At 65.1% G+C, this 26,831-nt stretch carries 24 protein-coding genes; 12 read left to right on the forward strand and 12 right to left on the reverse strand.

Going from position 1 to position 26,831, the window contains the following annotated elements; all coding sequences use genetic code 11:
* Window positions 1-10: 10 nt before the first annotated feature.
* The 9 genes from ACN8ZM_RS06325 to ACN8ZM_RS06365 all read right to left on the reverse strand — a co-directional run bounded on the left by ACN8ZM_RS06325 (window position 11) and on the right by ACN8ZM_RS06365 (window position 10,446).
* Window positions 11-2,089, reverse strand: coding sequence for a type VI secretion system Vgr family protein (locus tag ACN8ZM_RS06325; RefSeq protein ID WP_420210779.1), 2,079 nt, complete (start codon window positions 2,087-2,089; stop codon window positions 11-13).
* Between the two features lie 90 nt (window positions 2,090-2,179).
* Window positions 2,180-2,698, reverse strand: coding sequence for an Hcp family type VI secretion system effector (locus ACN8ZM_RS06330; RefSeq protein WP_089451102.1), 519 nt, complete (start codon window positions 2,696-2,698; stop codon window positions 2,180-2,182).
* A 476-nt stretch (window positions 2,699-3,174) separates the two neighbouring features.
* A complete protein-coding gene (locus tag ACN8ZM_RS06335) occupies window positions 3,175-3,999 on the reverse strand; it encodes a phosphodiesterase (RefSeq protein ID WP_420210780.1) in 825 nt (274 codons plus the stop codon).
* A gap of 87 nt (window positions 4,000-4,086) precedes the next feature.
* Window positions 4,087-5,118, reverse strand: a complete 1,032-nt coding sequence (locus ACN8ZM_RS06340; protein WP_420210781.1) for an ABC transporter ATP-binding protein — start codon at window positions 5,116-5,118, stop codon at window positions 4,087-4,089.
* A gap of 13 nt (window positions 5,119-5,131) precedes the next feature.
* The gene (locus tag ACN8ZM_RS06345) at window positions 5,132-6,034 is read right to left on the reverse strand and encodes an ABC transporter permease (RefSeq protein ID WP_043182157.1); all 903 of its coding nucleotides are present in this window, start codon (window positions 6,032-6,034) and stop codon (window positions 5,132-5,134) included.
* Window positions 6,035-6,044: 10 nt separating this feature from the next.
* Window positions 6,045-6,869 carry an ABC transporter permease gene (locus tag ACN8ZM_RS06350; protein ID WP_420210782.1) on the reverse strand — a complete coding sequence of 275 codons (825 nt, stop codon included), beginning with the start codon at window positions 6,867-6,869 and terminating at the stop codon, window positions 6,045-6,047.
* A 17-nt stretch (window positions 6,870-6,886) separates the two neighbouring features.
* Complete coding sequence (locus ACN8ZM_RS06355) at window positions 6,887-7,915, reverse strand: ABC transporter substrate-binding protein (RefSeq protein WP_043182161.1); 1,029 nt, start codon at window positions 7,913-7,915, stop codon at window positions 6,887-6,889.
* 70 nt (window positions 7,916-7,985) lie between these two features.
* A complete protein-coding gene (locus ACN8ZM_RS06360) occupies window positions 7,986-9,011 on the reverse strand; it encodes a substrate-binding domain-containing protein (protein ID WP_420210783.1) in 1,026 nt (341 codons plus the stop codon).
* Window positions 9,012-9,333: 322 nt separating this feature from the next.
* Window positions 9,334-10,446, reverse strand: a complete 1,113-nt coding sequence (locus tag ACN8ZM_RS06365; RefSeq protein WP_420210784.1) for a hypothetical protein — start codon at window positions 10,444-10,446, stop codon at window positions 9,334-9,336.
* 953 nt (window positions 10,447-11,399) lie between these two features.
* Here ACN8ZM_RS06365 and ACN8ZM_RS06370 point away from each other — a divergent pair.
* On the forward strand, window positions 11,400-11,597 hold the full coding sequence (locus tag ACN8ZM_RS06370; protein ID WP_420210785.1) for a hypothetical protein: 198 nt from the start codon (window positions 11,400-11,402) through the stop codon (window positions 11,595-11,597).
* 107 nt (window positions 11,598-11,704) lie between these two features.
* Here ACN8ZM_RS06370 and ACN8ZM_RS06375 read toward each other — a convergent pair whose 3' ends face one another.
* Entirely contained in the window at window positions 11,705-12,613 is a 909-nt protein-coding gene (locus ACN8ZM_RS06375) for a LysR family transcriptional regulator (RefSeq protein WP_420210786.1), read from the reverse strand.
* A 96-nt stretch (window positions 12,614-12,709) separates the two neighbouring features.
* Between ACN8ZM_RS06375 and glaH the strand changes: the two genes are divergently transcribed.
* The 7 genes from glaH (at window position 12,710) to ACN8ZM_RS06410 (ending at window position 19,432) form a co-directional block, all read left to right on the forward strand.
* A complete protein-coding gene (gene glaH / locus ACN8ZM_RS06380) occupies window positions 12,710-13,627 on the forward strand; it encodes a glutarate dioxygenase GlaH (protein ID WP_420210787.1) in 918 nt (305 codons plus the stop codon).
* Window positions 13,628-13,747: 120 nt separating this feature from the next.
* On the forward strand, window positions 13,748-14,968 hold the full coding sequence (locus tag ACN8ZM_RS06385; protein ID WP_089450678.1) for an alpha-hydroxy acid oxidase: 1,221 nt from the start codon (window positions 13,748-13,750) through the stop codon (window positions 14,966-14,968).
* A gap of 376 nt (window positions 14,969-15,344) precedes the next feature.
* Window positions 15,345-16,502, forward strand: a complete 1,158-nt coding sequence (locus ACN8ZM_RS06390; protein WP_043182170.1) for an iron-containing alcohol dehydrogenase — start codon at window positions 15,345-15,347, stop codon at window positions 16,500-16,502.
* A 148-nt stretch (window positions 16,503-16,650) separates the two neighbouring features.
* Complete coding sequence (locus ACN8ZM_RS06395; RefSeq protein ID WP_089450210.1) at window positions 16,651-17,334, forward strand: type 1 glutamine amidotransferase domain-containing protein; 684 nt, start codon at window positions 16,651-16,653, stop codon at window positions 17,332-17,334.
* A gap of 3 nt (window positions 17,335-17,337) precedes the next feature.
* The gene (locus tag ACN8ZM_RS06400) at window positions 17,338-18,174 is read left to right on the forward strand and encodes an NADPH-dependent oxidoreductase (RefSeq protein WP_420210788.1); all 837 of its coding nucleotides are present in this window, start codon (window positions 17,338-17,340) and stop codon (window positions 18,172-18,174) included.
* Window positions 18,175-18,228: 54 nt separating this feature from the next.
* A complete protein-coding gene (locus ACN8ZM_RS06405; RefSeq protein ID WP_420210789.1) occupies window positions 18,229-18,531 on the forward strand; it encodes a putative quinol monooxygenase in 303 nt (100 codons plus the stop codon).
* 442 nt (window positions 18,532-18,973) lie between these two features.
* On the forward strand, window positions 18,974-19,432 hold the full coding sequence (locus ACN8ZM_RS06410; RefSeq protein ID WP_420210790.1) for a hypothetical protein: 459 nt from the start codon (window positions 18,974-18,976) through the stop codon (window positions 19,430-19,432).
* Window positions 19,433-19,490: 58 nt separating this feature from the next.
* Here the strand turns inward: ACN8ZM_RS06410 and ACN8ZM_RS06415 are convergent, their stop codons facing one another.
* Window positions 19,491-19,985, reverse strand: a complete 495-nt coding sequence (locus ACN8ZM_RS06415) for a DinB family protein (protein WP_420210791.1) — start codon at window positions 19,983-19,985, stop codon at window positions 19,491-19,493.
* A gap of 573 nt (window positions 19,986-20,558) precedes the next feature.
* Here ACN8ZM_RS06415 and ACN8ZM_RS06420 point away from each other — a divergent pair.
* The 4 genes from ACN8ZM_RS06420 to lpdA are packed head-to-tail and all read left to right on the forward strand — an operon-like array spanning window position 20,559 to window position 25,563.
* The gene (locus ACN8ZM_RS06420; RefSeq protein ID WP_043182179.1) at window positions 20,559-21,791 is read left to right on the forward strand and encodes a 3-methyl-2-oxobutanoate dehydrogenase (2-methylpropanoyl-transferring) subunit alpha; all 1,233 of its coding nucleotides are present in this window, start codon (window positions 20,559-20,561) and stop codon (window positions 21,789-21,791) included.
* A 2-nt stretch (window positions 21,792-21,793) separates the two neighbouring features.
* Window positions 21,794-22,834 carry an alpha-ketoacid dehydrogenase subunit beta gene (locus ACN8ZM_RS06425; protein ID WP_043182180.1) on the forward strand — a complete coding sequence of 347 codons (1,041 nt, stop codon included), beginning with the start codon at window positions 21,794-21,796 and terminating at the stop codon, window positions 22,832-22,834.
* A 1-nt stretch (window position 22,835) separates the two neighbouring features.
* Window positions 22,836-24,164, forward strand: coding sequence for a dihydrolipoamide acetyltransferase family protein (locus ACN8ZM_RS06430; RefSeq protein WP_420210792.1), 1,329 nt, complete (start codon window positions 22,836-22,838; stop codon window positions 24,162-24,164).
* Window positions 24,165-24,171: 7 nt separating this feature from the next.
* Window positions 24,172-25,563, forward strand: coding sequence for a dihydrolipoyl dehydrogenase (lpdA, locus tag ACN8ZM_RS06435; protein ID WP_043182183.1), 1,392 nt, complete (start codon window positions 24,172-24,174; stop codon window positions 25,561-25,563).
* A gap of 99 nt (window positions 25,564-25,662) precedes the next feature.
* Here lpdA and ACN8ZM_RS06440 read toward each other — a convergent pair whose 3' ends face one another.
* Complete coding sequence (locus tag ACN8ZM_RS06440) at window positions 25,663-26,637, reverse strand: alpha/beta hydrolase (RefSeq protein WP_420210793.1); 975 nt, start codon at window positions 26,635-26,637, stop codon at window positions 25,663-25,665.
* Window positions 26,638-26,831: the final 194 nt, after the last annotated feature.

Consider the following 26,831-nt stretch of genomic DNA (forward strand, 5'->3'; position numbering starts at 1 on the left):
ATTCCAGGTTCTACTCGGAGAGCGAGACTTCGTTGGGATCGATGGGTTGTTCAGGCTGCGGTTGACCATTGATACCGAACGGATTGCCACGGCCAGCGTCACCGCCGGCCATCGGGCCATTGAATTGCGTCAGCACGGCACTGAAGGTAATTCCGCTATCGTCCAGCGTGATGGTGCCGCCCGGGCCGCGCAGCCGGAACACGTCGCCGGCCTGTAGCTCGATGACCTTGGTTCGCGTGGTCATGGTCTGTCCGGCCTCGACATCGATACGGCCCTGTACCTGCTGCTTCAGGTGTCCCCCAATGTCCACAGTGTGGTTGGCAGCCGTCTTGTCGCGGCGGTTATTGCCCACCTCTTCCGTGCGGTCCTTGCCCGTCGTGATCGTGTGGTTGCGACCGATGGTCAGAAAGTCGTCCTGCCCGATGTCGTGCCGCCGGTCTTGCCCGATCGCGACCTGCTCGTCGTGCCCCACCGTCTCCTTGCGGTCGTTGCCGATCGCAATGGTCTCGTCGTGTTCGACCTGCTCGCTGCGGTCATGACCGACGAAGGTGGTTTCGTCGTGGTTGACGTGGATGTTCTGGTCGCGCTGCGCGTGGACATAGATCTCTTCCTGTCCTGCTTCGTCCTCGAAACGCAGCTCGTTGAACCCTTCGCCCTTGTGCGTCTGGCTCTTGATCGTCATCCGCGTCTTGTGCCGCGGCAGTTCGTACGGCGGTAGCTGCAAGCGGTTGTAGGTGCGACCAGTGATGACCGGTTGGTCCGGATCACCGTCGAAGAAGTCGACGATCACCTCTTGCCCAATGCGCGGGATCGCCATATGGCCCCACAGCGCGCCCGCCCAGTTCTGCGCGACGCGGATCCAGCAGGAGCTGTGCTCGTCGTGCCGGCCCTGACGATCCCACGGAAACTGCGCCTTCACTCGGCCGTACTCGTCGGTGTAGATCTCTTCACCCTCCGGGCCCACGACCACCGCCGGCTGGGGGCCCTCGATACGCGGGTGCGGCAACGGCTCGGCGCGCCATTCGGCATCGTCCGGCACCAGTACCGCTTCGTATCCGTAATACGTGCCGTGTTGTGCGTCGGCGCTTTCTTCCGCCTGACTGGTGTGTTGCTTGCCGTGATGCACCAGGCTCACCGGACGCCAACTCCGGTTCATGTCCTCGCGTGGGTGGCCCGTGAGCGCGAAAGCAATGCCCGGCTGCAAGCGCGCGTCGTCGCCACTGACGAACGCCACGCGTGCATCGCGCCGGTGGCCGCGCAGACGATCGTGAGTGAACGCCTTGCCGCTGGCTTCGTGTTTATATCGGCCCGGGTAGTCATAGCGTGCGTAGCCTCGACCCTGATGATCTAGGTCCGTGCCGTCACGCGGGTACTCGTGGTTGAAGCGCGGATTCTTGAACGTGTAGTCGCGCTGCACCTGGCGCGCGGTGCGCACGTTCTCGGTGTAAGCGAAGGTCCGTAGGCTGGGTTGTGGCTGATCGCCGCCCGGCGTCGGGTTGTAGATCACCGGCTCGCCGTCAAGACGGCCGAAGATGAACAGCCGATCGCAGTGAATCAGCCGGTGCCCCTCTTTGCCGTGCTGGAACGCGTAGAAAAAACCTTCCTCGCGCAGGATGCGTTCGACGAAGTCGTAGTCGGTATCACCAGCCTGCACGCAATACTCGCGGGCGAAGTGTTCGTTGGTGGCGCGTTGCTCGTAGTCCATCGTCAGGCCATGGGCCTTGAGCACGGCGACTGCGATCTCGGTCACGCTCAGGGTCTGGAAGATCCGCCAGTCGGAGGAGAGCTTGAGCCGTGCGAGGCGCGGCTCGACCACCGCCGAATAGCGAGTACGTCGAAAACCGGTATCGCCCTGAACGAACGACGAGACTGCACCATGCACGTAGCGTACGGGCTGGCCACCCTGCCAGATCGTGAACAGGCCGTTACGATCGAGCACCTGTCCAAAGTCGATGGCCGGATTGGCACTGGCCAGTTCAACCTGCAAGCGAAAGGTCTCGGACAACCCCTCACGCAGCGTGAACTCGACGACCTCAAGCGACTCGTCGCCAGCAGTGAAGGTAAAACCCAGGTCGGGTGACATCATCATAAGCATTCCTTACTGGTCCATGATCGAGCCGTCGATCTACACGTGCGCCGAGCGACCGGCGTATGCACCGGTCGCTCGGATCGTCCGAACTTAGGCTTCCTGCGGCTTGCGCCAGTCGTCCGAAGCCTCGGTACCGGCGATCGCATGAGTCCAGGTGATCTTGCGGTACGCCATGGAGACCTTCACCAATTGGGTGTACTCGGCCTTGCTGGGGTCCTGCGCGTGCGGCAGCGCGGTGTTGATATTGACGATCGTGGCGTCTTCCAGCTTGGTCGTGAAGAAATGCTCCTGCTTGCCTTCAGTAGAGGTGCGATACCACTTCACTTCCACTTCCGGGAGCGTCTCGCCCGCCGCCAGCGCCTGGTACAGCAGCGGCGTGGCCTTGTTCAGCGGTGCGGTGAAAGTGAACGGCTTGTGTACGCGCTGGCCCGACGGCTGGCCGCTCTGCGGATCGGTCGGCGTCGCGATCAGGTGTTCGATTTCCTGGACCAGGATCTGGTCTTCGTGGCCTTCCTGGTACACGTTGCCCACCGAGTCGGCGGTGAAGGCGCCCTGCGTGATGTTGCCCTGGGTCTTGCCCTGGATGCTGATATAGGCGGGAGTCGGCATTGGCTGCTTCCTTGAAGTTATTGTCGAAAAGGCCGGTTGGGCCTTGGCGCCGGAATGGCATGGGCTCTTTATGCAATAGCCGTGCCAATCCACACGCGTTGTCGCGCTATTCCTTCAGGATCAATGCGTTAGGGGTATTTGAGGGACATCCACCAGATATCTGGCAACACGAATCTCAAAAGAAATCGTCTTTTTTGAGGGGAAATCGGGCCATTTTTGGCCCGATCAAAATCAACCCATTGAAAAGAAAGAGAATTTATCGGGCCATTTTTGGCTCGACCGGGCCAAAAATGGCCCGATTGTCAGGGTGAGCGTGAAACTATCCGTTGCCGGAAACAAAAAACGATGCTGACGACGGCACTGGCAATTAGGCAATACATGTCGAACAGCGGCAAGGCTCTATCGGATACGCGAGATGAATGCGATTCACCCTGAGCGTTCAGAGGGCGATATCCTGAGACCTGCCGTTTTCAATGTCAGTCGACCAGCTCCCCCGTCGGTTCGTAAAACGGATAAGGCCCGTCGCCTTCATCGACATACACGTGATGCGACGTCATCCCCGTATCGGGCGCATGGCAATGGATCGCGAACGCCGGCGGTTCGAGCCGGAATGCGGAGGGCGCATCGGTTCGCAGGTCGAATGCGACCTGATGCGCGGGCGACGGCACCGCGGACGCGAGCGTGCCGCCGAAGCGCGTGAACATCGTGCGATGCACGTGGCCGCACAGCACGCGCTCGACGTTCGGATGACCGCGCAGCAGCGCGTCGAGTTTCGCAGAAGCAGCGGGCGCGAGGCGCAGCTTGTCCATGTGGCCGATGCCCGACACGAACGGTGGGTGATGCAGCGCGACCATCACCGGCCGGTCGCGCGCGGTGTCGAGCTGCACGGCGAGCCAGGCGAGCCGTGCGTCGCACAGGTCGCCGTAGCTGGCGCCGGGGACCTGCGAATCGAGCGCGAGCACGCGCACCGCGCCGACGTCGAGCGCGTACTGCACGAATTCGCCGTCCTGCAGTTCGGCGCGATCGGCAAACGCGCGGCGCAACCCGGCGCGGTCGTCGTGATTGCCGATCATCAGGTAGTACGGAATCTCGAGCGTCGCGAGCAGCCCGCGCAGGTTGTCGTACTCTTCATCATGGCCGAAGTCGGTCAGGTCGCCGGTGACGAGCACGGCGTCGGGGCGTGGCACGAGCGCGTTCAGCCTGGCGATGCAGCGCGCGAGCGCGGCCGCCGTGTCGACGCGCCGGTACGCGAGCTGGCCCGGACGCTTGATGTGGAGATCGCTGATTTGAGCAAGCAGCATCGTCGTTCCTCGGAATCGTCTGATTGTTGTCGCGGCGGCGTCGTGCGCCGCGGTGGGGTGCTGCATGAATGATGCCCGAATGACGGGTTACGCACCGAGCGCGATCAGCCCTTCCGGTGCGATCGCGAGGCCGACCGCCGTACCGTGTGCGAGTGCGATGCGGCCCGGCACGTCGATCACGAGGGCGTCGGGTGCCGCGTGCTCGATCGTGAGCCGCGTGCGCTCGCCGAGGAACGCGCACGCACTGACCGCGCCGCGTAGCGGCGCATGCGCGGGATCGGCGAGCTGCGCATCCTCGGGGCGGAAGAACCACTCGTCGGCGGCGTGCGGCGTCGCGATCGCGCCGCCCGTGGTCACCAGCGTGCCGTCGCGCCATTGCCCGGCAAGCCGGTTCAGCGTGCCGATGAACTGCGCGACCGTGCGGTTCGCCGGGTGGTAGTAAATGTCGCGCGGCGTGCCGATCTGCTCGATGCGGCCCGCGCCCATCACGACGATCCGGTCGCCGAGCTCCATCGCCTCGGCCTGGTCGTGCGTCACGTAGACCGTCGTCACGCCGAGTTCGCGCAGCAGCGTATTCATTTCGCGCCGCAGCGTGTCGCGCAGCTTCGCGTCGAGCGCGGTCAGCGGCTCGTCGAGCAGCAGCACGCGCGGCCGTACCGCCAGCGCGCGGGCCAGCGCGACGCGCTGGCGCTGGCCGCCCGACAGCTGGTCGATCGGCTTGTCCGCATGCGCGTCGAGCCGCATCATCGCGAGCAGCTCGTCGACGCGCTCGCGCAGCGCGCGCGGCTCGGTCTTGCGGATCTTCAGCCCGTAGCCGACGTTGCCGCGCACCGTCAGGTTCGGAAACAGCGCGTAGTTCTGGAACACCATGCCGACCTGCCGGCGCTCGATCGGCAGCGGGGTCACGTCGTCATTGCCGAACGCGATCGTGCCGCCGGCGTCCGGTGTGTCAAGGCCCGCGATCAGGCGCAGCGTCGTCGTCTTGCCGCAGCCGGACGGCCCGAGCAGCACGAGCGTTTCGCCCGCGCCGATCGACAGGTCGAGCGGTTCGAGCACGCGTGTGCCGCGGAACGTCTTCGCGCAGCGGGTCAGGGTGATGGGAGTGGAATCGAGTTTCATGTCTGCGGAAAAATCAGCGCGGCCGCTTCTTGAGCGCGCGCGTGCCGGACGGATCGACGCCGAGCCACTGCATCGCGACGAGCAGCGGCAGCGTCATCAGCAGGAACAGGATCGTGTACGCGCTGCCGACTTCGAGGCGCAGCGACGCATACGTATCGGCGAGCCCGACGGGCAGGGTCTTGGTGTCGGGCGTGTGCAGCATCCACGTGAGGTTGAATTCGCCGATCGACAGCGTGAGCACCGCGAGCGCACCCGCGACGATGCCGGGGCGCAGGTTCGGCAGCACGATCGTGACGAAGCGCGTGACGAACGACGCACCGAGGCTCGCCGCACCTTCCTCGAGCGTGCGCAGGTCGGCACCGGCTGCGACGGCCGCGACCGCGCGCACCATGAACGGCAGCGTGAACACGACGTGGCCGACGACGATGAACCACAGGCTCATCCGGAACGCGGTGAAGCCGCCGTACACGACCAGCAGCGCGAGCGCCGACGCGAGGCCCGGCAGCGCGACCGGCAGCACGAGCGCTTCCTCGATCGCGCGCGCGACGCGGCTCTTGCTGCGCGCGAGCGCATAGCCGGCCGGCACGCCGACGACGAGCACGATCGCGAGCGTCGCGAACGCGACGTAAAGCGACAGCGCGACCGAGCCGTGATATTGCTGCCACACCTGTTCGAGCCAGCGCAGCGTGAGGCCGCTCGACAGGCCGCGGAAGTAGTTGACGGTGAGGCCCGCGAGTACCGACATCACGACAGGCACGATCAGGAACGCGCACAGCAGCAGCGTGACGCCCCATTGCAGCGCGGCGATCGCGCGCGCGCCCGTGACGCGCGGCGCGCGGCGCGCGACGCCGTTCGCCTGGGCGGGAGCGGGAGCCGGTGAAGGCGACGGCGCGGAAGAGCCGGAAAGCGATTGCATGCGGGAATCCTCAGGCCGCGGCGGCGGCGGTGTGGCCGGTGAAGCGGCGCGCGAGCGCGAGCACGGCCCAGGTGACGATGCCGAGCACGATCGACAGGCCGGCCGCCGTCGCGATGTTCGCGTTCAGCGTGAACTCGGTATAGATCGTCATCGGCAGCACGTTCAGGTCGGTGGCGAGCGTGAACGCGGTGCCGAACGCACCCATCGCGGTCGCGAAGCAGATTGCGCCCGCCGCGATCAGGCCCGGCGCGAGCGCGGGCAGCACGATGTCGACGAAGATGCGCCACGGCGATGCGCCGAGCGAGCGCGCGGCTTCCTCGAGCGACGCGTCGAGCTTCGACGCGGCCGCGATCACGGTGACGATCACGCGCGGAATCGAGAAGTACAGGTAGCCGATGAAGAGCCCGGCCACCGAGTACGCGAATACCCATTTGTCGCCGGTCAGCTTCGCGGACAGCATGCCGATCAGCCCCTGCCGACCGGCGAGCATGATGACCATGAAGCCGACGACGACCCCCGGGAACGCAAGCGGAAACGTCAGCAGCGCGAGCAGCACGCGCTTGCCCGCGAATTCGCGGCGCGCGAGCAGGAGGCCCGAGATCGTCGACAGCACGAGCGTCGCGAGCGTGACGCCCGCGGACAGCGCGACGGTCTCGCCGAGGCTCTTCATGTAGCGCGCATTGCCGAGCAGCGCCGCGTAGTGCGAGAAGAACGCGCCGTCGGCGGACACCTGCACGAGCGCCGCCATCGGCAGTAGCCAGAACGCGGCGAACACCGCAAGCGCCGGCGCGACGAGCGTGACGCGCCAGCGCAGCGGGAAAGTCAGGTCGAGCATCGGTTGCGTCCTGCCGCTTACTGCATCACCTGCAGGTACTGCTGGCCGAATGCCTGCTGGCCGGCCGCCATCTTGCCGAAGTCGACCGATTTCGCGCGGGCATATTCGCTCGCCGGCAGGAACTTCGACGCGATGTCCGCGCCGAGCGTCTGTGCGCGTACCGGACGCAGGTATGCGTTGGCCCACAGCTTCTGGCCTTCGTCGGACAGCACGAAGTCGAGCACCTTCTTGCCGTTCGCGTCGTGCGGCGCACCCTTCACGAGACTCATCACGTACGGCACCGCGATCGTGCCCTCCTTCGGAATCACGAACTCGACGTTGGCGTTGTCCTTGTACTTCGCGCGGTAAGCATCGAAGTCGTAGTCGAGCAGGATCGGAATCTCGCCCGACAGCACGCGCGCATACGCGGTCTGCTTCGGCACGATCGGCGCGTTCGCTTTCAGCTTCCTGAACCAGTCGAGCGCCGGCTTGAAGTTGTCGAGGCTGCCGCCGAGTGCCTGGTTCACGGCGACCGCGCCCGCATAGCCGACGAACGCGCTCGACGGATCGAGGTAACCGACCATGCCCTTGTATTCCGGCTTCAGCAGATCGGCCCACGAGCGCGGCACCGGCTTGCCGTCGAGCGCGTCCTTGTTCACGAAGAAGCCGAGCGTGCCCGAGTGGATCGCGAACCAGTAGCCTTGCGGGTCCTTCAGGTTCGCGGGAATGTCGTTCCAGTGCGCGGGCTTGTACGGCGCGATCACGCCCTTGTCCTTCGCCTGGAACGCCGACGATACGCCGAGATAGACGACGTCGGCGACCGGGCTCTTCTGCTCGGCGATCAGCTGCGCGATCGACTGGCCCGAGTTCTTGTTGTCGAACGGCACGCGGATGCCGGTCTTCTGCTTGATCGCCGCGATCTGCGCGGCCCAGTCGGCCCATTCGGGCGGGCAGTTGTAGCAGATCGCCGTTTCGTCGGCGTGGGCGGCGGGCGCGCCGGCGATGAGCGCGGCGCAGGCGAGCGGCGCGGCAAGCGCACGCAGCAGCGAGGTCAGGCGAAAGGACACGGTTGGTCTCCGGGCGAGGGTGAGGCGCTGGGGTGGTGGTGTTGTGTACGGGGCGGTGCGGCGCCCGGGTTCAGGCCTGGCGCAATTGCAGGTCGGTGGCCGGCGGGGCGACCGTCGCGCCGTCGCGCACCACGTGCGGCAGGATCAGCGACGTGCGTTCGATGGCTGCGCCGCCGATGCATTCGACGAGACGCCGCCACGCGTGGCGGCCGATGTCGCGGTTCGGCGTCGCGACGCTCGCGAGCGGCGGTGCGAGCAGTTCGCCGATCGCGATGCCGTCGAAGCCGAGCACCGACAGGTCGTCCGGGATCGAGAAACCCGCGCGGCGCAGGCCGCGCATCACGACCATCGCGAGCAGGTCGTTGCTGCAGAAGAGGGCGGTCGGACGCGTCGCGTGCGCGGTGAGATGCGCAAGCACGGCGTCAGGTAATTCGGGCGCGTTGAAATCGACTTCGACCGGCGGCAGCGTGGCGACGCCGCTTTCCTCGAGCGCCTGCGCATAACCGAGATGACGCTGGCGTGCCCGATCCGACGCGGCGAGCGAGCCGGCCAGCATCAGCACGCGACGATGACCGCGCGAGGTCAGCATCCGCACGCCGTCGTAGGCGGCGCTGCGGTTGTCGACCGATACCGACGGGCGGCGCTGCGTATCGTTGTGCATCAGCACGTAGTGCGGGCCGTCGCGGTCGAGCATGTCGAGCAGCGGGTGCGTGTCCGCGTCGGCGACGGTGAGGATCAGCCCTTCGACGCGCTGCTCGCGCAGCGTCTCGATCGCATGACGCTCGCGTGCCGCATCGTATTCGGTCGTCATCAGGATCAGCTTGAAGCCGGCCGCGGTCGCGAGTTCGTCGATGCCTTGCAGGCAGTCGGCGAACACGGGGTTCGACAACGTCGGCACGACGACGCCGACGAGCCGCGTGCGCTCGCCGCGCAGTTGCCGGCCAAGCGGGCTCGGGCGGAACTGCAGCGTGTCGATCGCGGTGCGGATCGTTTGCAGCGTGGCGGGACTGACGGTATGCGGCGCGTTGATCGCGCGCGAGACGGTGGCGATCGAGAAGCCCGCGAGGGCAGCGACGTCCTTGATGGTCGAGGTCATGTGGTAGCGCGATGTAAACGTTTTCGGCCGGAAAATTATCGAAAACGTTTGTGACCTGCCGATGACGCGTGAAGGGGGCACATCGGACAGCGCGCGCGGGCTCGTATGACGAAAGCGCTCGCGAAACCAAGCGTGGATTGTAGCGGCGGAACGGCGGGTCGTGGGGGCGTGCGACGCGGTTTGTGGCGAAGGATCGGTGCAGGCGTGTATGCCTGCGCGGTAGTGGGGCGGGCGCGCGCGAAGAACGGCGACGCCCGAATCGCGTGGCCCGCGTACCGTCCGTCGACCCGGGTGGCGGACGGTACGCAAGCGCCGACGGACGTTACAGCGCGACGAACAGCATGCCGTGCGGATCCTGAAGCGCCGACGCGTTGCCGACGCTCGTTGCGATCGGCGTCAGGTGGCCGGTCTTCGGATCGAGCTTCATCACCTGGCCCTGGCCGGCGCTGTATGCGTCGCCCTGGGTGAATGCGGCATCGACGCGGTACGTCGTGTTGTTTGCGTCGGTGAACAACATGAAGGTCTTGTTTTGCGGCCCGGGTGCCGGCACCCAGCGGGTATCGTCGACCGGATACACGGGGCCGTCCTTGTCGTTGAAGAGCGTGAGCGTCAGCACGCTGACACTCTGGCTTGCGCCCGGATTGTGGATGAACACCAGCTTGCCGTCGGCCTGGCTGTCGAGGACGAGGTCGCCGGCCGTATCGATCGCTTCGGAATCCGGGTCCGTCAGGGCCAGCGTGACCGGCTGGTTGTAGGTCGGATTGGGTGAACCGCCGACCGACGGCGTCAGATCGGTCGCCTGCGCGTTGCCGGCCAGTACGGGGGCGACGTCGAACGTCGTGCCGTTGGCGTTCAGCGTGAGCTGGACGACCGTCGGCGCGGTGCCCGGCGTCGTCGGGTTCGACGCGCTCACGTAGACGTTGCCGTTGAGCAGTTGCATGTCGTCGTAGCCGCCGCCGTGCGCGGTCGGATTGACGGTCGGCGCGTAGGTCTTCTGCGTGCCGGCCTTGAGGTCGATGATCGTCAGCTCGGGATTGCCGTCTTCGTTGGCCATCGCCCAGAGCGTGTTGGTGTCGGCGCGCGCCATCAGGCCGTCGACGTGCCCCGGCACCGAGTATGTCTTGAGCGCGTTGCCGCCCAGGTCGTACTGCACGACATCGTTGGTCAGTCCCGGGACCGAGCCGTCCTTGACGTCACCGGCTTTCTGGTAGCCGATGAAGACGGTGTCGTTGAACTGGACGATCGAGTCGGGCTTGTCGGTGGAGACCGGCGCTTTCGCGAACACGGACAGCGCGTAGCCGGACGCGGTGGCCGTGTTCGGCACGGCCGCCGTATTGGCCGGTGCGATACCGGGGGTCGAGGTCGCATCGTCTCCGCCGCATGCCGCAAGAAAGACCGATGCCGACATCGCAATGAACAGAGGCTTTCTAAACATTTCGTTTTCCTGAACGAATGATTCGTGCCGACCGAATCGGGTTGATCTATTACCGCTGGTTACATGGGCGCGGGTCAGGCTAAGGCGCACATATTTCGTTTCGGTGAAAAAATCACGAACGTGCGGCGTGCCGTTCGCAACGTCGGAATCGGCTATCACGGCGTTGCTTAAGGCGGGCTTAACGCAATGTGGCGAATCGCCTGCGTATCGAAATTCCGTCGGAAATCGGGCCATCGGCCGCGTTGGTCGCGCATGCGGATGTCAGGCGAAATCGAAGCCTTTCATTTTCCGGATGTAAGGCGCACGCGATCGAACGCGCGGCCGATCGTGCGGGAAGCATCGGTGCCGTTGTGTGGGGCGATGTTTCACCGGACCGGATCGGTCTCGGGACGTTGCCGTGGCAGCGCGTCGCCGGTCGGGCAATCTGCGACGGAACAAATGAGGAAGGGGGGCGCGAGCAATGGTAGAATCGCGTCCGCCCTCTTGCCGGGGTGATGAAATTGGTAAACATAGCGGACTTAAACGATTGAGTGCCCGGTCGGAAACGGTCGGTGCAGAACCCTTCAAATTCGGTGAAACCCCTGATGCACGCATCGAGGCAACGCCGAGCCAAGCCTCGCGGTATCCGCGAGGAAGGTGTAGAGACTAGACGGGGGGCGCCTAAGGCGCACGGGCAGTGGTCATGCCCGCGCGTGACGGTGAAGGCATAGTCCAGCGCACGAACGGTATCGCGCACGCGACGCCGGCTTTGAAAGAAGCAGTGTGACGAAAATCCGCCGCCTTAACAGGCTTGCCGGTTCAAGTCCGGTCCCCGGCACCACGATCGCTTTCAGTGCGAGTCGATGAAGGTAAGAAAGCCCGCGAGAAGCCTAGCGCTCGCGGGTTTTTTGTTTTTGTGGCGTTGAGTCGGAGGCAACGCATTCCGAATGCGCTGCTGCCAGATGCGGGTGGGCGTGACCGCCCTGCTGATGACGGTGCTCGATGCCTTCACGGTGGCGGACGTTTCGAAGATTCCGCTGGTCGAACCGGTGGTGTGGCGCGATATCGGTTTCGTGACCAGTCGGGGCAGAGATCCGTCGCCCGCCGCACGCAAATTGATGGAAACGATCGAGCGACGCGTGGCCAACTGCCATGCCGCAAAACGGAAGTGAGGCCGCCAACGGTTTCGTTCCGCAGCGTTCGCCGGTGCGGTCGCACCGTTTGCCGTCAACGGAGATCGAAGCGGCGATACCTCGTGTATCCCGTGCACGGCGCCGTGCTACGCCGACGCACGGTCGGCGCTGGCCGTAGTCGCTTCCTTGACGAAAGCGCGAACGGCCGGGGACACGTCCCGGCGTCGATGTGCCAACGCCAGGTGAACGGAGAAAGCGAAGTCCGTGATGGGGCGGTAGCAAAGGCCGTGAGGGCTGAGGCCCTTCATCGATTCGGGTATGACTGCCACGCCATAGCCGGCAGAGGAAAGGCTGATCGCGGACATGAAGTCTTTTACCCGGTAGTCGAGGGCGGGCGTAAAGCCTCCGACCTGGCCCAGTGACGACAGCACCTCGCTGAACGCATCGTCCTCGTCGAACTGAGGGGAAATGAAGGACTCGGCCTGCAGGTCTTGCGCGCGCAGCTTGCGTCGCGTCGCCAGCGGGTGGTGTTCTGCCATTGCAACGACGAGTCGCTCGGTCTGAACGATCGTTGCGACGATGCCCGCGCCGTATCGCGGCCGGGGGCGCACGATGCCGATGTCGATTTCGCCGCTGTCCAGCGCCTCGAGTTGCCGGGGCGTTGCCATCTCGGCAATGTCGACCCGAACATTGGGATGCGACACGCGAAACCGGCGCAGCATCCCGGGCAGCACGCCATTGGTCACGCTCGACGCGACGAAGCCGATCCGGACCATGCCGGCCAGGCCCCTGGCTGCCAATCGTCCGACTTGTTCCGCCCGTTCGATATGCCGCAATGCCGTCATGGCTTCGGCGTGGAACAGGCGTCCCGCATCGGTCAACGTGACCGGCTGACGCTTGTTCCGGTTCAGCAGCCGGACACCGATGTTTTGCTCGAGGCGCTGAATCTGGGTGCTGAGCGCGGATTGAGCGACGTTCAATCGATCCGCTGCCTTGGCGAAGTGCAGCTCTTCCACCACGGTGACGAAATACCGCAGCTGGCGCGCGTCGATCATTTAATCTCCATTTGGGAATAAAGTTTCGCGATCGTGGTCTGGATGCTATCAGAGAAATCGGCTGAAATAAGGCGACCTGTCACCCTGGAGAACACCATGGAAGCGTCCGCCGACACCTTGCAACAACCGTCTTTCCGTTTGTCGCCGCATCCGGATCACCATCGGATCATGCATGTCACGGCCGATCGTCAGGCGCTTGCCGGATTCCTGCAGGACGTTCGGGACATCGATGTCCAGAATCTGGAATACGTGCCGTTCATGCGCTTTGCGCTTGCCGATTCGCTGATCCGGCGACTGGGCGACGCGTTCGCGCGCATGTTGATCGAGCTGGTCAAGGATCGTCGCCACGGCGGGTTCACCATCGGGCTGCAGGATCTTTCGCAGGATGCATCCGACTTCGTGAAGTTCGGTACCGCCGTCGCCCATATCCTCGGTACGAGCAACCACGACGCCATGTCGGGCACCTATTACGCACGCTTCGTCGTGAAACATACCGACGACAGCGACTCCTATCTTCGCCAGGCTTATCGCTTGTTCACGATGCACGCCGACGGGACGTTCGTCAGCGAGGCAACGGACTGGTTGTTGATGATGAAGTTCGCCGAGCGGAACGCGATGGGCGGCGAGTCGCGCTTTCTTCACCTCGACGACTGGCAGGAACGCGATCGGTTTGCGAAACACCGGCTTGGGGTCCACCCGTTCCTTTACAAGGCGCCGGGCTCGAAGAACGTGTCCGAGAAGGTCGAGCGCCCCTTGTTCTTCGAAAGCGAGTTCGGCTTGTCGATCTCCTTCATCGACCAGTTCGTCCAGCCTGCCAATCGCGAAGAGGCGGCATTTCTGCGTGCACTGTCGGAATCGATGGAGGCGTCATCAGGGACGACGGAGGTGACGCTGCCGGTTGGCGACCTGGTTGTGCTGAACAACTATTTTTACGTGCACGGACGGGCGCCGTTCGAGAAGAACGAAGGGCTCTTTCGCGAACTGATGCGTCAACGCGGCACGTTCGAACGATGACGCAGCCGGTGCCAAACCGTGCGTCACCGAAGTGATCGGACGCCGGTGGACGAAAACCTGATGAACCTGAAGGCGGAAAGAGCGATGAAAGATCACCCCAGCGGTACAGAAGCGCGGCCGATGATGCCGGTCGGGCGGCAATCCCAGTCCGCCTACGGGGTCAAGCGCGATGTGCCCGCTCGACTGCGCAAGATTCTTTCGCTGGCGGACTTCGAGGCAGCGGCACGCAGCCATCTGCCGCGCCCGTTGTTCGGCTATATATCGGGGGCGGCAGAGGATGGGGTATCCGCCGCCGCGAATCGAACGGCATTCGAACGGTTGAAGTTCAGCCCGAAGGTGCTGGTGGACGTTTCGCATCGATCGCAGGAAACCGTGTTGTTCGGCAACACCTACGCGTCCCCGTTCGGCATCGCGCCGGTCGGCATCAGTGCGATATCGGCTTACCGTGGCGACATCGTCCTGGCTCAGGCCGCGAAGGCGGAGAACGTCCCGGCGATCATGAGCGGCTCGTCGCTCATCCCGATGGAAGCCGTTCATGCGGCTTCGCCGGGCACATGGTTTCAGGCTTACCTGCCGGGAGACTCATCGCGTGTCGCCGCATTGATAGACCGAGTCAAGGCAGCGGGTTTTTCGACGCTCGTCGTGACGGTCGACATCCCGGTGTGGGCGAACCGGGAGAACAACACGCGCGCGGGATTCTCGTTGCCATTGCGACCGTCGCTTCGTCTTGCGGTGGACGGGATCTCGAGGCCGCGCTGGCTGATGGGGACTTTCCTGCGCACGTTGATCAATCATGGCATGCCGCATTTCGAAAACTCGTTTGCCACGCGAGGCGCGCCCATGCTTTCGGCTTCGGCGATCCGGGACACGACCGGGCGCGATCATCTGTCGTGGACGGATATTGCTCGAATACGGGAGCGCTGGAACGGCAACCTGGTCGTCAAGGGCATTCTTCGCGCGGACGATGCCGATCGAGCGGTGTCGATCGGCGCGGACGGCATCATCGTGTCGAACCATGGTGGCCGCCAACTGGATGGGGCGGTCGAACCGTTGCACGTACTGCCTGAAATCTGCGAGGCGGTGGGTCACCGGACCATCGTGATGATGGACAGCGGGATCCGGCGAGGCAGCGATGTACTCAAGGCGCTGGCGCTCGGTGCTCGATTCGTGTTCCTGGGGCGTCCGTTCATGTATGCCGCGGCCGTCGGCGGCGAGACTGGTGTGCGGCACGCGATTCGACTCCTTCGGGATGAGGTCGACCGAAACATGGCGATGCTCGGGACCTGTGCGGTGGCCGACATCGACGATGCGATTCTTGCGCGGCTGGCGGCTGGCGCGTAATCGGCGAACTGCGCGCCAGCGGAAGTGTTGCCGGCGGCGCAGCATTCGATCGAACTCCGCCGGCAACGGAAGAGGGCCCCGCGCGAGCGCCGGCAGGCGAAATGTTCGACCGGGTGAGCGGGGCCGGGTGTCGGACTTTCACGCACCGGGTGTGGAACGTCGGCTGTTACTAGACGACCGGTCTAATAGTGGAGTAGTATCCCCACCACGAACGCGATGTTGGCAGCTACGTCCGGCAAGTCCATTGCATCCTCCGCCTTGATGCGTGCCGGCACCCGATATGGCCCTTCGTAGCAGAAGAGGCGACGGATCCCGACAGGGGCCGTTTTTTTTGAATATCGAACTAGACGACTGGTCTACTAATTTGGATCAAACCATGCAGAATTTCAGTTACTACAATCCGACCCGCATTGTTTTCGGCGAAGGCACCGTGTCGCGCCTGGACGACCTGATTCCGCGCGACGCCCGTGTCCTCGTGCTCTACGGCGGCGAGAGCGCGCGGAAAAACGGGACGCTCGACGAGGTCAGGGCCGCGCTCGGCGCGCGCGAGATCCAGGAGTTCGGCGGGATCGAGCCGAATCCGACGTATGAGACGCTGATGAAAGCGGTTGCGCAGGTCAGCGCGAGCCGGATCGATTTCCTGCTCGCAGTGGGTGGGGGTTCGGTGATCGATGGCACGAAGTTCGTCGCGGCCGCCGCGCTGTTCGACGGCGAGCCCTGGAGCATCATGGAAACGCATGGCGCGAACGTGCATGCCGCGCTGCCGTTCGGCAGCGTCCTGACGCTTCCCGCGACCGGCTCCGAAATGAACAACGGCGGCGTCGTGACGCGTCGCGCGACGCATGCGAAGCTCGCGTTCCGCAGCGAGCACGTATTCCCTGCATTCTCGATCCTCGATCCGACGAAGACCTACACGCTGCCGCCGCGGCAGATCGCGAACGGCGTCGTCGACGCGTTTACGCACATCGTCGAGCAATACCTGACCTATCCGGCCGACGGGCTTGCGCAGGACCGCTTTGCGGAGGGGCTGCTGCAGACACTGATCGAGATCGGCCCGAAGGCGCTTGCCGAACCGCACGACTACGCGGTGCGCGCGAATCTGATGTGGGTCGCGACGCTCGCGTTGAATGGCCTGATCGGTGCCGGCGTACCGCAGGACTGGGCAACGCACATGGTCGGCCACGAACTGACGGCCCGTTACGACATCGATCATGCGCGCACGCTTGCGGTCGTGCTGCCGTCGATGCTGCAGGTGCGGCGCGACAGCAAGCGGGCGAAGCTTCTCCAGTATGCGGAGCGTGTCTGGAACATCACGTCCGGCCCGGACGACGCGCGCATCGACGAAGCGATCGCGCGCACCCGTGCATTCTTCGAGCGCCTCGACGTGAAAACGCGCCTGGCCGATTACGGGGTGGGTGCCGATGCGATCGACCAGCTCGTCGCGCAGCTGGATGAACACGGGATGACGCAGCTCGGCGAGCAGAAGGACGTCACGCTCGATGTGAGCCGGCGCGTGCTGGAAGGGGCGCTGTAACTGACGCGGAGCGCCCCGGGCCGACGGCATGCATGCGGCGGGTCCGGGGCCGACGACCACGGGATCGCGTTCGCCGGCGGCCTGGCCGGTGCATCACCGCGTTGGAACACCGACGGACACGACTGAATCAATTCAACGGAAACCAATCATGAAAGTTCTTATCGTTTTGACTTCGCACGACACGCTGGGTAGCACGGGGGAGAAGACGGGGTTCTGGCTGGAAGAGTTTGCTGCACCGTACTACGTGCTCAAGGATGCGGGTGTCGATGTCACGCTGGCATCCGTCAAGGGCGGCCAGCCGCCGCTCGACCCGAAAAGCAACGAAGCGGCGTTCCAGACCGATGCGACTCGCCGCTTCGACGCGGACGCAGCTGCGCGCGCGGCACTGGCGACGACGCTCAAGCTGTCCGACGTCTCGATCGATTCATTCGATGCCGTGTTCTACCCGGGCGGGCATGGCCCGCTGTGGGATCTCGCCGAAGACGCGAACTCGATCGCGCTGATCGAACGCGCAATCGCGACCGGCAAGCCGGTGGCGGCGGTTTGCCATGCGCCGGGCGTGCTGCGCCATGCGAAGGCGCCGGACGGCAAGCCGCTCGTGCAGGGCAAGTCGGTCACGGGTTTTGCCAATACCGAGGAAGCGGCGGTCGGCCTGACCGACGTGGTGCCGTTCCTCGTCGAGGACATGCTCAAGGCGAACGGCGGCCTCTATACGAAGGCCGGTGACTGGCAACCCTATGCGGTCGTCGACGGTCTGCTGATCACGGGGCAGAACCCGGCGTCGTCGGAGCATGTCGCGCACGCGTTGCTCGAACAACTGAAGCGGGGCTGAACGATGGCAGTGGATGAAGAAGGCGCGCTTCGAGGGCTTTGGGCGGCGCGCTACCGGGATCGACAGATACCCGATGCACCCGTTGCCACCAACGAAGTCGTGCGCAACCTGCTCGAGCATCGCTCGGTGCGTTCGTATCTTCAACGACGGGTGCCCGACGATGTGCTCGTCGCGGCGATCGCGGCCGCGCAGTCCGCGTCGACTTCGTCGAATCTGCAGGCGTGGAGCGTCGTCGCGGTGACCGATCCGGAGCGGAAAGCACGCCTGGCTGCGTTCGCCGGCAAGCAGCGACATGTCGAGGAGGCACCGCTGTTTCTGGCATGGGTGCTGGATCTGTCGCGGCTCAGACGCGCGGGAGAGTCGACGGGCAAGCGTACCGACGGGCTCGATTATCTCGAGAGCTTCGTCGTCGGCGCCGTCGATACGACGCTCGCGGCCCAGAACGCGGCGGTCGCGTTCGAGTCGTTTGGCCTCGGGATGGTCTATATCGGCGGGATGCGTAATCGCCCCGAAGCCGTCGCGCAGGAACTCGGCCTGCCCGAATCGAGCATGGTGCTGTTCGGCATGTGCGTCGGCTATCCCGATCCCGATCGGCTGCCGGCCATCAAGCCGCGTCTCCCGCAGGCGGTCGTGCTGCACCGCGAACAATACGATGTGGCGGCCGAGCGCGATTCGATCGGCGCCTACGATCGGCGCGTTTCCGATTACCTGAACGAACGCGGCGATGCGGGCGGAACCTGGACCGGCGCAGCGGTCGAGCGGGTTCGGGGCCCTGAATCGCTGAGCGGTCGCGATCGCTTGCGCGACGCATTGTCGGCGCTGGCGTTCAAGCTGTTGTGAATGCCGGATGACGCGCTTTCACGATCCATTGACTGATTGAATCGAGGTGTATCGATGAGCATTTACGTATTCGCAAGCCTGAGGCCGAAGCCCGAGCATGCGGCGGCCGTCGAGGCGGAACTGCATCGGATGGTGGCGGCAACGCGTGCCGAACCGGGCAACCTCCGCTACGACCTGTTTCGGCAGACCGACGGCCAGTTGGCATTTCACCTGTTCGAAATCTATCGTGACGAGGCTGCCGTCGCAGCCCATCGCGCGAGCGAACACTACACGGCCTACCGCGCGCAAGCGGCCGACTGGCTGGCCGAGCCGCCGGTGGTGAAGGTGCTGGCCGCGGTCGACGTGGACGTGGCGTAGCTCGGCATAACGACCAAGTGGCACGGTGGTCCGGTCTTCGATTCGGCTCGCCGTGTCGCTTCAATGAGGAAAGGTCATGAGCGTCAAGATGCTGTTGATTGCCGGGGTGTTGTCCTGCGGGATCGCGCCGGCCATTGCGGAAACGAATGGTGGCATGACGCAGCGGCAGGTTCGGGCAGATCTGTAGTCTCGCAGACTCGCCGGATACGACGGAGTACAGTGGGAAGTATTCGAGAATCCTCACAATTTCCCGTGATGCCTTGAAGCGTTCGCGTATCGTTGCATCATGATGCACCCGGAGTATTTGATAGGCGGCGTACACGCACACGGCACTGCCGGCCGAGATGCGCGGAAGAGATGCGCGTCGCTGGCATTGAAGCAAACTTCGCAAGTATAGGTGGGGTTCTACCTGGGACTGGATTGATATCGAGTGCGAATGGTTATGGATAGAAAGGCGGCCGAAGAGGCGTTTGATGAATTTTTGATGAGAATGGACGATCAACTGGATTGGTTGTCCGATGAGGCCAGGGGGCATGGGATCCAGTTGCACGTTGAACTGGATGACTTGCCGAAGTTGGAAAAACTGTTCGATCTTTTGTCTGGTGGAAAAGGCAAGGATGAAGTGTCGGAACTCGTCGTTGCATTTGCTATCTTCCTTGGCGAGATTGTCAGGGAAGGCTGCGGTGGGAAATGGGCATTACCCTTGGATGACGAGAAGAATGTAAATTTCAATACCCCGGTAATTGTCGGACATGCGCCAATCGAGGCACTTGAGTTTGCGCCGCTATCAGTGATGCGGGCATACGCGCTTCGTAGAAAGCCAGGAACACTTCAGCGTGCCGTGGACGCGCAGGTAAATCCCAAGCCGGTAGACTTGAGTGGCTTGACGGAGGAGGAATGATGCGTACCCGCGTTGGCTGGACCAAGGGGACAATCTTGCCGACGCTTGCCACACGGGCTCATTGACTCAAATAGACGGACAGGTCGGTCTCCGGCGGCTTCACGCCAAGCTCGAACAACATCTGGGAAATCCAGCCACGGTGGTAGGTCTTGTGGTGAGACAGATGCAGCAGCATCGCACCACGCGCCATCTGCCCGGGACGGCCGGAAATGTACTCGAACGACACCGTTTCCGAGAGGCGCGCGGCATCCTGGCGGCTCACCCAATCGTTCAGCCATGTGTTGGCGTCGCATTGTGCGGCGATGAGCGCGTCGAGTGTCGGGCACAGGAGGTCTCGCCGCGAACTGAAGCCATGCTTGCGCCCAATCAGATGCGCATGCCAGATCAGATCGACCTGATAGTTGTGATTCAGCGTCGCCAGTATCGAGCCGAACACCGTGTTGCGCGGGCAAACGATCTCGGGCATGGGCACATGTTCCAGCGCACCGAGTAGCGTGCGGTCCGCCCAGTCGTTGTAGCGTGCCAGGAGGCATGCGGCGTCGAAATCAAGCATCGGGACATCTCCTTTGAAGGGGCTCAGCGTTGCATGACAGGCGTTGAATACGATGGTTGATTGCCATTATCGATGTGTGCCGACGTATTGGGTACTCGCGTTCTTTCATCCGCTGCCGGTTCCAGGTGCACCGCACCACGCGACTTCTTGCCGCGATGCCGAGCCGAAGCGCGGCGCAACGGTTCACAGTGGATTGCGTCGGCACCGCACGTGTCGATTCCGGGAGCCGCATGCGGACGTCGCCTTCCGACTTCGCCATTGGCTGGCTGCACCGGCACCCGCACCCGCACCCGCACCCGCACCCGCACCCGTAAATTCCCGTCCGTCCCCGGTTCGCTCCGCCGCGGCAACCCGTGTCCACCCGCCGCGCCCGGCAGGCCCGCCGGCCCTCCCGCACCCGACATGGCAAATTTGCTCACCGCAGTCGAGCGGGTTGGTCATCGACGGCTGGCCCCATATTGCCTAAATTAAAAAGATTGACGTGCCTATCCGCACGCCAGTCAGCGCGCAGGCCGGCAACCGGCCGCGCGTTCCTAATCAGCGTGAGACACAATCGAGCGTGGAGACGACACGATGAGCCTGTCAGAGCCATTGCGTCTGCATGTGCCGGAGCCCACCGGGCGCCCGGGCTGCAAGACGGACTTTTCCTATCTGCATCTATCGCCGGCCGGTGCGGTTCGCCGCCCGCCGATCGACGTTGCCGCGGCGGACACCGCCGATCTCGCCCGCAGCCTCGTGCGCGTGCTCGACGACAGCGGCAAGGCCGTCGGCCCGTGGGCGCCGGATCTCGACGATGCGCGGCTGATCGCCGGCCTGCGCGCGATGCTCAAGACCCGCATTTTCGACGCGCGCATGATGATCGCGCAGCGTCAGAAGAAAATCTCCTTCTACATGTTGAGCCTCGGCGAAGAGGCGATCGGCACCGCGCACGCGATGGCGCTGCGCGACGGCGACATGTGCTTCCCGACCTACCGCCAGCAGAGCATCCTGATCGCGCGCGACGTGCCGCTCGAGCGCATGATCTGCCAGCTGATGTCGAACGAAGGCGACCCGCTGAAAGGCCGCCAGCTCCCGGTGATGTATTCGGATCGCGACGCGGGCTTCTTCTCGATTTCCGGCAACCTCGCGACCCAGTTCATCCAGGCGGTCGGCTGGGCGATGGCGTCGGCGATCAAGGGCGACACGAAGATCTCGTCCGCGTGGATCGGCGACGGCGCGACGGCCGAATCCGATTTCCACACCGCGCTCACGTTCGCGCACGTGTACCGCGCGCCGGTCGTGCTGAACGTCGTCAACAACCAGTGGGCGATCTCGACGTTCCAGGCGATCGCGGGCGGCGAAGGCACGACGTTCGCGGGGCGCGGCGTCGGCTGCGGGATCGCGTCGCTGCGCGTCGACGGCAACGACTTCCTCGCGATCTACGCGGCGTCGAGCTGGGCGGCCGAACGCGCGCGCCGCAACCTCGGCCCGACGTTGATCGAGTGGGTGACCTACCGTGCGGGCGCGCATTCGACGTCGGACGATCCGACCAAGTACCGGCCGAGCGACGACTGGTCCCATTTCCCGCTCGGCGATCCGATCGAACGCTTCAAGCGCCACCTGATCGTCAAGGGCATCTGGTCGGACAGCGCGCATGAAGCGTTGACGGCCGAGCTCGAGGCCGAGGTGATCGCCGCGCAGAAGGAAGCGGAGAAATACGGCACGCTGGCCGACGACCGGATTCCGTCGCCGGCTTCGATGTTCGACGACGTGTACAAGGAGCTGCCCGCGCACCTGCGCCGTCAGCGCCAGGAACTGGGAGCGTGATCATGGCGCAACAAGAGACAGGCACGGCAACGCAGCCGATGACGATGATCCAGGCGCTGCGCTCGGCGATGGACGTGATGCTCGGGCGCGACAGCGACGTGGTCGTGTTCGGGCAGGACGTCGGCTATTTCGGCGGCGTGTTCCGCTGTACCGAAGGACTGCAGAACAAATACGGCAAGTCGCGCGTGTTCGATGCGCCGATCTCGGAAAGCGGGATCGTCGGCGCGGCGGTGGGGATGGGCGCGTACGGGCTGCGCCCGGTGTGCGAGATCCAGTTTGCCGATTATTTCTACCCGGCATCCGACCAGATCGTGTCGGAAGGCGCGCGGCTGCGCTATCGGTCGGCCGGCCAGTTCATCGCGCCGATGACGATCCGCATGCCCTGCGGCGGCGGCATCTACGGCGGCCAGACGCACAGCCAGAGCCCGGAGGCGATGTTCACGCAGGTGTGCGGGCTGCGCACGGTGATGCCGTCGAACCCGTACGACGCGAAAGGGCTCTTGATCGCATCGATCGAGAACGACGATCCGGTGATCTTCCTCGAGCCGAAGCGGCTGTACAACGGGCCGTTCGACGGCCATCACGATCGGCCCGTCACGTCGTGGCTCAAGCATCCGGCCAGCGCGGTACCCGAGGGCTACTACACGGTGCCGCTCGATACGGCCGCCGTGGTGCGGCCCGGCAACGACGTGACCGTGCTGACCTACGGCACCACGGTGCACGTGTCGCTTGCCGCAGCCGAGGAGACGGGCATCGACGCGGAGGTGATCGACCTGCGCACGCTGTGGCCGCTCGACCTCGACACGATCGTCGCGTCGGTGCGCAAGACCGGACGCTGCGTCGTGGTGCACGAGGCGACGCGTACCTGCGGTTACGGTGCGGAACTGGTGTCGCTGGTCCAGGAACATTGCTTCTACCACCTCGAGGCGCCGGTCGAGCGCACGACGGGCTGGGATACGCCGTATCCGCATGCGCAGGAGTGGGCGTACTTTCCGGGCCCGGCCCGGGTCGGTGAAGCGTTGCGACGCGTGATGGAGGCCTGAGATGGGGATTCATGTCATCAAGATGCCGGATATCGGCGAAGGGATTGCCGAGGTCGAGCTGGTGGCCTGGCACGTGGAAGTCGGGCAGACGATCAAGGAAGACCAGCCGCTCGCCGATGTGATGACCGACAAGGCGGCGGTCGAGATTCCGTCGCCGGTGACGGGCAAGGTGCTTGAACTCGGCGGCCGGATCGGCGAGATGATGGCGGTCGGCAGCGAGCTGATTCGCCTCGAGGTCGAAGGCGACGGCAACCTGAAGGCCGGCGCACCGGTGCGGGAATCAAAGGTAGAAACCGCACCGGTCGCGGCCGCGCCGTCGAAGGCCGTGGCCGACGCGCCGGCGGAGTCGCTCGCCAAGCCGTCTGCGAAGCACGCACCCGCGGAGCCGCGTCGCGCGAAACACGCCGAGCGCACGGAGCACGTTGTGCCGCCGCGCGCGGCGCTCGCGCCGGGCGAACGGCCGCTCGCGTCGCCGGCCGTGCGTCAGCGCGCATGGGACATGGGCGTCGAGCTGCGCTATGTGCGCGGCACCGGTGAAGCCGGGCGGATCCTGCACGCGGACCTCGATGCGTATGCGGGCACCGGCAGCGGTGCGGTGCGCGGATCGCACGCGCATGGCTATGGCGAACGCAACGACGAGACCGACGTACCGGTGATCGGCCTGCGGCGCGCGATCGCGCGCAAGATGCAGGAAGCGAAGCGCCGCATTCCGCACTTCAGCTACGTCGAGGAGATCGACGTCACCGAGCTCGAATCGTTGCGTACGGAACTGAATCGCCGCCACGGCGACGCGCGCGGCAAGCTGACGCCGCTGCCGCTGCTGATCCGCGCGATGGTGATCGCGTTGCGCGACTTCCCGCAGATCAACGCGCGCTTCGACGACGAAGCGGGTGTCGTCACGCGCTACGGTGCGGTGCACATGGGCGTCGCGACCCAGACGGACGGCGGCCTGACCGTGCCCGTGCTGCGTCATGCCGAAGCGCGCGACGTGTGGTCGATCTCCGCCGAAATCGCGCGGCTCACGGACGCCGTGCGCACGAACCGCGCGCAGCGCGACGAGTTGAGCGGTTCGACCATCACGATTTCGAGCCTCGGCGCGCTCGGCGGCATCGTGTCGACGCCGGTCATCAATCATCCCGAGGTCGGCATCGTCGGCGTGAACCGGATCGTCGAGCGGCCGATGATCCGCGACGGCGCAGTGGTCGCGCGCAAGATGATGAACCTGTCGTCGTCGTTCGACCATCGCGTCGTCGACGGCGCGGACGCGGCCGAATTCATCCAGGCCGTGCGCGCGGTGCTCGAGCGCCCGGCACTGCTGTTCGTGGAGTGATAACGCAATGAAGAACGAACACACCACGCTGCTCGTGATCGGCGGCGGCCCGGGCGGTTACGTCGCCGCGATTCGCGCCGGCCAGCTCGGCATTCCGACCGTGCTCGTCGAGCGCGACCGGCTCGGCGGCACCTGCCTGAACATCGGCTGCATTCCGTCGAAGGCGCTGATCCACGTGGCCGACGCATTCGAACAGGCCCGCGGCCACGCGGGCGAGGGCGCGCTCGGGATCCGCGTGCGCACGCCCGAGATCGACATCGCGAAAAGCGTTGCATGGAAGGACGGCATCGTCGACCGGCTGACGCGCGGCGTCGGCGCACTGCTCAAGAAGAACGGCGTGCGCGTGCTGCACGGCGATGCGCAGGTGGTCGACGGCAAGACCGTCGACGTCGTCGCCGGTGGCCACACGACGCGAATCAGCTGCGAGCACCTGTTGCTCGCGACCGGTTCCGAACCGGTCGCGCTGCCGTCGATGCCGTTCGGCGGACATGTCGTGTCGTCCACCGAAGCGCTGTCGCCAGAGACGTTGCCGAAGCGGCTGGTCGTCGTCGGAGCCGGGTATATCGGGCTCGAACTCGGGATCGTCTATCGCAAGCTCGGCGTCGACGTGAGCGTCGTCGAAGCGGCGGAGCGCGTGTTGCCCGCATACGATGCCGAACTCGCGCGGCCGGTTGCCGATTCGCTCGCGCGGCTGGGCGTGCGGCTGTTGCTCGGTCACAAGGTGCTCGGGCTCGCGGAACACGGCGCGGTGCGCGTGCAGGCCGCCGACGGCGCGGAGCAGACGCTGCAGGCCGATCGCGTGCTGGTCGCGGTGGGCCGCCGGCCGCGCGTCGACGGCTTCGGGCTCGAGTCGCTGCCGCTCGATCGCAATGGTCGCGCGCTGTGGATCGACGACGAATGCCGGACGTCGATGCGCAACGTCTGGGCGATCGGCGATGTCGCCGGCGAGCCGATGCTCGCGCATCGCGCGATGGCGCAGGGCGAAATGGTGGCCGAGCTGATCGCCGGCAAGCGGCGCAAGTTCATGCCCGCGTCGATCCCGGCCGTGTGCTTCACCGATCCGGAGATCGTCACGGCCGGCTGGTCGCCGGACGACGCGCGTGCGGCCGATGTCGATTGCGTGAGCGCGTCGTTCCCGTTCGCGGCGAACGGGCGCGCGATGACGCTGCAGGCGACCGACGGTTTCGTGCGCGTCGTCGCACGGCGCGACAACCACCTGATCGTCGGCTGGCAGGCGGTCGGGCGCGGCGTGTCGGAGCTGGCCGCGGCGTTCTCGCAGTCGCTGGAGATGGGCGCGCGGCTGGAGGACATCGGCGGCACGATCCATGCGCACCCGACGCTCGGCGAAGCGCTGCAGGAAGCCGCGCTGCGCGCGCTGGGGCACGCGTTGCACGTCTGACGCGTACCACGCGTGACACGAAGCCGCCGATGCGCAACGTGCGCATCGGCGGCTTTCCTTTTGCGGTGCCGGCTTTCGCACCGGCGCGTGCACTATTCGTCAGGACGGGGCGCGGAGGTCGACGCGTTGCGCCGTTACCTCGCGATAGAACGCATCGATCGCCTCGACCATCTGCGACAGCCCCGGTTGCTCGAGCGGATAGTGGCCCGCGTTGTCCAGCATGACGACCTTCACCGGCACCTTCCGCACGCGTTGCAGGAACGGTTCGCTCAGGTGCAGCGGCGTCCAGCGGTCCGCGGCCGGTTGCGTGAGCAGGATCGGGCACACGGCAAAATCCTCCGGCTCGACCACCGGCCGGTACGACATGTAGGAATCGAGAAACGCGATCGTCATCGCGTTGCCGGCGGAGGTGCGATCGGACAGCCACACCTTCAGCGCATCCGGGTCGTTGACGAGCGCGGACATCTTGCTCGCGAGCGTCATCGGCACGCGCATCGATTTCAGCGGCGTCATCGCGGTGAGATGCATCATCGTGCCGCCGACGCGGCTCATGAACACGTTGCGCGCGGTTTCGTCGCGCACTTGCTGCAGGCGCTGGTCGAGGAAGGTCATGCCGACGATGCCCGCGACCTTGCCGTTCAGCGCGGCCACGTGATACGTGAGCATGCCGCCCGCGCTCAGCCCGTAGAGCACGATCGGCCGGTCGTCCTTCGCGCGCTCCGCGTCGATCAGATCGCTGCCGGCACGCACCCAGTCGTCGTAGCGAACCAGCGCGCCCCTGGCGACCTCGGTCATCCCGTATTCGGGCATGTCGACCGCGATCGTTTCGTAGCCGCGGCGCGCCAGCTGCTCGCCGAGGATCATCGACATCTGCCGGCCGTTGGTGCCCACGCCGTGGAACAGGATCACCTTCACGCGCGCTTGCGGGTTGCGGTACGTGTCGAGATGCATGCGATGGCCGTGCCAGGACCACCATTCTTCCGTCGGTTGCTGGCCGTCTTTCCACTGGAAGTCGGTCGGAAGGAATTTCTGCATGTCGCGCCAGACGGGCTGGTCTGCGTAGGTCTTGGGCATGGTGGCGGACTCCGGTGGAATGGGCGAAACGGCATCGTCGGCCCGCGCCGGTGCGAGCAGTGCGCCCGTCAGGCCGGCGGCCAGCAATAAAGTGCAGGCCGGGCGAAAGAGTGAAGAGCGCTTCATGGTGATCGACGCCGTGCGGGTTGCGATGTCGTCCATCATCGGCGCACGGGCTCGCGCGATCCATGCTG

The organism is Burkholderia aenigmatica (assembly GCF_048627025.1).
GTDB classification, from domain to species: Bacteria; Pseudomonadota; Gammaproteobacteria; order Burkholderiales; family Burkholderiaceae; genus Burkholderia; species Burkholderia aenigmatica.